Below are 3013 nucleotides of genomic sequence, written 5' to 3' on the forward strand. Positions count from 1 at the left end.
ACTTTTGTCAGCACCCGTTATCAGCCGATCAGCAAAACGGCGGGCGATCTCTATGGCAAATTGACTCTGCATGGTGTTACCCGGGCGATGATGTTTCGGGTCAGGGAAACCGGCGCTGGTGATGTCAGTTATCTTCCCAAACCCTGGGGTGGCTATTTGTCCGGATTTGTTGCGGTTACTACCATTCAGCGCAGCGATTACGGCATGAAGGCCTATCTTCCCGAAGGACTTTCCAACAAAGTCCATATTCGGGTAGAAATTGAAGGTAAAAAAATCGCCTGATGGATCCAACCTGAAATCGGCGTAGAGCAAAGTCGCTGTAATGCGGCCCCGCCCACTGCCGGTTTTTTTCTTGCAATTACTTAGATGGCTAAGTATAAGGTTGCGAACCATATGACAAACAAGCCAGGAGTGGATCATGTCAGAGGAACAGTTACAGCAGGATTTTGCTCTGGCGCTCCATGATACTGCGCGAGCCTGGCGACACGCTTTGGATCGCCGTCTGAAAGGATTGGGTCTGAGCCAGGCCAGCTGGATGAGCATTGCTTATCTGGCGAAAGCCCCTGCACCAATGACTCAAACCGAATTGGCCCATTGTCTGTCGGTAGAACAACCAACCGTGGTGGCCATGCTCGATCGTCTCCAGCGTGCGGGACTGCTGCGCCGGGAAATAGACGCCCATGATCGTCGTATCCGCCGCGTACTGCTGACGCCAGAGGGTATTGAGGTGTATGCGGAAGTTCGGCGCGTGGCGATGAACTTCCGTCATGAAAAACTCAAAGAACTGGACGTTGAGGTACTGCGCCAGATAACGGAAGTCCTTCAGCAACTGCAAAAGACGTTGGAAGATCCCATTCCATGAGCTCGGCATCTGTCCCCATGGATGCTGCAGGGCTGAACCGTCCGCTGATTACCCTGGCCATCATGCTCGCCACCATCATGCAGACCCTGGACAGCACCATCGCCAATGTGGCTCTGCCTCATATGCAGGGCAGCTTGTCCGTTTCGCTCAATCAGATTGGTTGGGTGCTGACATCCTATATTGTCGCAACCGCCATCGCCACGCCCTTGACCGGCTGGCTGGTAGACCGCTTTGGTAAGCGCAATATTTTCCTGGCCTCAGTAGCCGGCTTTACCCTGGCCTCCATGTGGTGTGGTGTTTCCACCTCCTTGTTCGAAATTGTCATCGCCCGGGTGTTTCAGGGCGTATTTGGCGCTGCCCTGGTGCCGCTTTCACAAACCACCTTGCTGGATATCAATCCTCGGGAAAAACAGGGCTCAGCCATGGCATTGTGGGGTATGGGGGTCATGGTGGGTCCGATTATTGGCCCGACTCTGGGTGGCTGGCTGACCGACAGCATGGGCTGGCGCTGGGTATTTTTCATCAATGTGCCAGTAGGTATCCTGGCCCTTTGGGGAATCTGGAAATCGTTTCCGGCCGATACGCCGGGACGCAGCATGCGCTTTGATATGGCAGGCTTTGTCAGCCTCAGTGTGGCCATTGGTGGCCTGCAATTATTGCTGGATCGGGGGCAACAACTGAACTGGTTCAGTTCGGTGGAAATCTGGGTGGAAGCCTATCTGGCCGGTTTCGCAGCCATTTATTTTATCTGGCATACCTGGCGCACTCCACCCGAGCACTCTTTTTTTGATTATCGTCTGATTTTGAATCGCAATTATGTGACCGGATTACTATTCATTTTTATCGTAGGGGTGGTGCTTTTTGCCTCGCGTGCCCTGATTCCCACCATGCTCCAGGATCTGATGGGTTACACGGCCGAAGCTGCCGGGTGGGTAACGGCTCCGAGTGGTTTAGGCACCATGCTCGCCATGCTCATTGTAGGTCGGTTGGTGGGTAAGGTGGATTTGCGCCTGTTGCTGGCTATTGGCTTTGGCATAACGGCCTTTTCTCTGTGGGAAATGCAGGGTTACAGCCTGGTGATCAGCCAGGGTGAGGTGATCTGGCCCGGTGTCTGGCAGGGCCTGGGTATTGGCCTGGTGTTCGTGCCATTGAGCACGGCTACTTTCGCCACGCTCAGTCCCCAGATGCGCGCCAATGGTACGGCCATATATAGTCTGGTACGCAATGTCGGCAGCAGCCTGGGGATTTCCTTGGTGGAAACCCTGCTGACCCGCAACACCCAAATTGCGCATGCTACGCTGGCAGCGCATATTGATGGTCGCAATCCGGGTTATGGAAACCCTGCGGTCGCAGAACTGTATAATCCTCATTCAAGTATGGGGCAAATGTTGCTCAATAATGAAATTACCCGGCAGGCCAGTATGATTGGCTATATTGATAACTTCTGGCTGATGATGGTGATGACGCTGGCGATTTTTCCTTTGTTGTTGATTATTCGTACACCAAAGCGGGAAGCGGCGGCAAGGAGAAGCTGATGTTCCAGAAAGTGATGGTCGCTTACGATGGGAGTGCTTCAGGTGGTGTCGCTCTGCAGCAGGCGACAGATATTGCAGGTCTCACACAGGCTGAACTGCATTTGTTTGGCGTCATTGTCAGTACCGGCGGTATGGCGATGGCACAAGCTGCAGGTGCCGAAGACATGCTGGGTAGGGAAGGGGAGGCTATACGTACCCGGCTGGACGAGGTTGCCACAAAACTCCGTGAGAATGGCCTGAGCGTGTACACTCAGGCGGTTGAGGGGAGTCCCGCTGAGGCCATTGCCCAATATGCCCGAAAAATCCACGCTGATTTACTGGTGATTGGTCATATTCCCCAATTTTCCTTTGGTCACTGGCTGGAAGGATCTGTTGCCAAAGCCCTCCTGAGAAGTTTGCCCTGCAGTATTCTGGTCGCAAAAAAAAGCTGATAAAACATCCAGATGGATGGTCTTTTATGTGATTAAAGAACACCTAACATTTTGTTTTTTAAGTCGTTAAAATCAATGGCAAGAAATGCTTGAGTGTATTAAAGAGAGCATTAGCCATGATTCCGTTGACTACCGAATAAGGAAACAAAGTGTATGATCCCTCAGAAAGAATCGCCAGAGACAAA

4 protein-coding genes are annotated in these 3013 nt (G+C 52.5%); all 4 read left to right on the plus strand.

The annotated features are described in order from the left end of the window. Positions 1-282 (plus strand): YceI family protein (locus AC2VLY_RS04040; RefSeq protein WP_486893002.1); only part of this gene is annotated, 282 nt, incomplete at its 5' end. A gap of 136 nt (positions 283-418) precedes the next feature. Continuing rightward, the gene (locus tag AC2VLY_RS04045) at positions 419-862 is read left to right on the plus strand and encodes a MarR family winged helix-turn-helix transcriptional regulator (RefSeq protein WP_300253178.1); all 444 of its coding nucleotides are present in this window, start codon (positions 419-421) and stop codon (positions 860-862) included. Then, positions 859-2397 carry a DHA2 family efflux MFS transporter permease subunit gene (locus AC2VLY_RS04050; RefSeq protein ID WP_486921800.1) on the plus strand — a complete coding sequence of 513 codons (1539 nt, stop codon included), beginning with the start codon at positions 859-861 and terminating at the stop codon, positions 2395-2397. Before AC2VLY_RS04045 ends, AC2VLY_RS04050 begins: the two co-directional genes overlap by 4 nt. Beyond that, positions 2397-2828: a universal stress protein gene (locus tag AC2VLY_RS04055; protein ID WP_486893208.1), complete on the plus strand. Its 432-nt coding sequence runs from the start codon at positions 2397-2399 to the stop codon at positions 2826-2828. The genes AC2VLY_RS04050 and AC2VLY_RS04055 overlap by 1 nt, the downstream gene beginning before the upstream one ends. Positions 2829-3013 lie beyond the last annotated feature (185 nt).

This window comes from Acidithiobacillus sp. TH-A36, assembly GCF_057473445.1.

Excerpts from the sequence above, each read along its gene's own strand:
- AC2VLY_RS04045 (WP_300253178.1), top strand. The coding sequence starts at position 419 with ATGTCAGAGGAACAGTTACAGCAGGATTTTGCTCTGGCGCTCCATGAT.
- AC2VLY_RS04050 (WP_486921800.1), top strand. The coding sequence starts at position 859 with ATGAGCTCGGCATCTGTCCCCATGGATGCTGCAGGGCTGAACCGTCCG.
- AC2VLY_RS04055 (WP_486893208.1), top strand. The coding sequence starts at position 2,397 with ATGTTCCAGAAAGTGATGGTCGCTTACGATGGGAGTGCTTCAGGTGGT.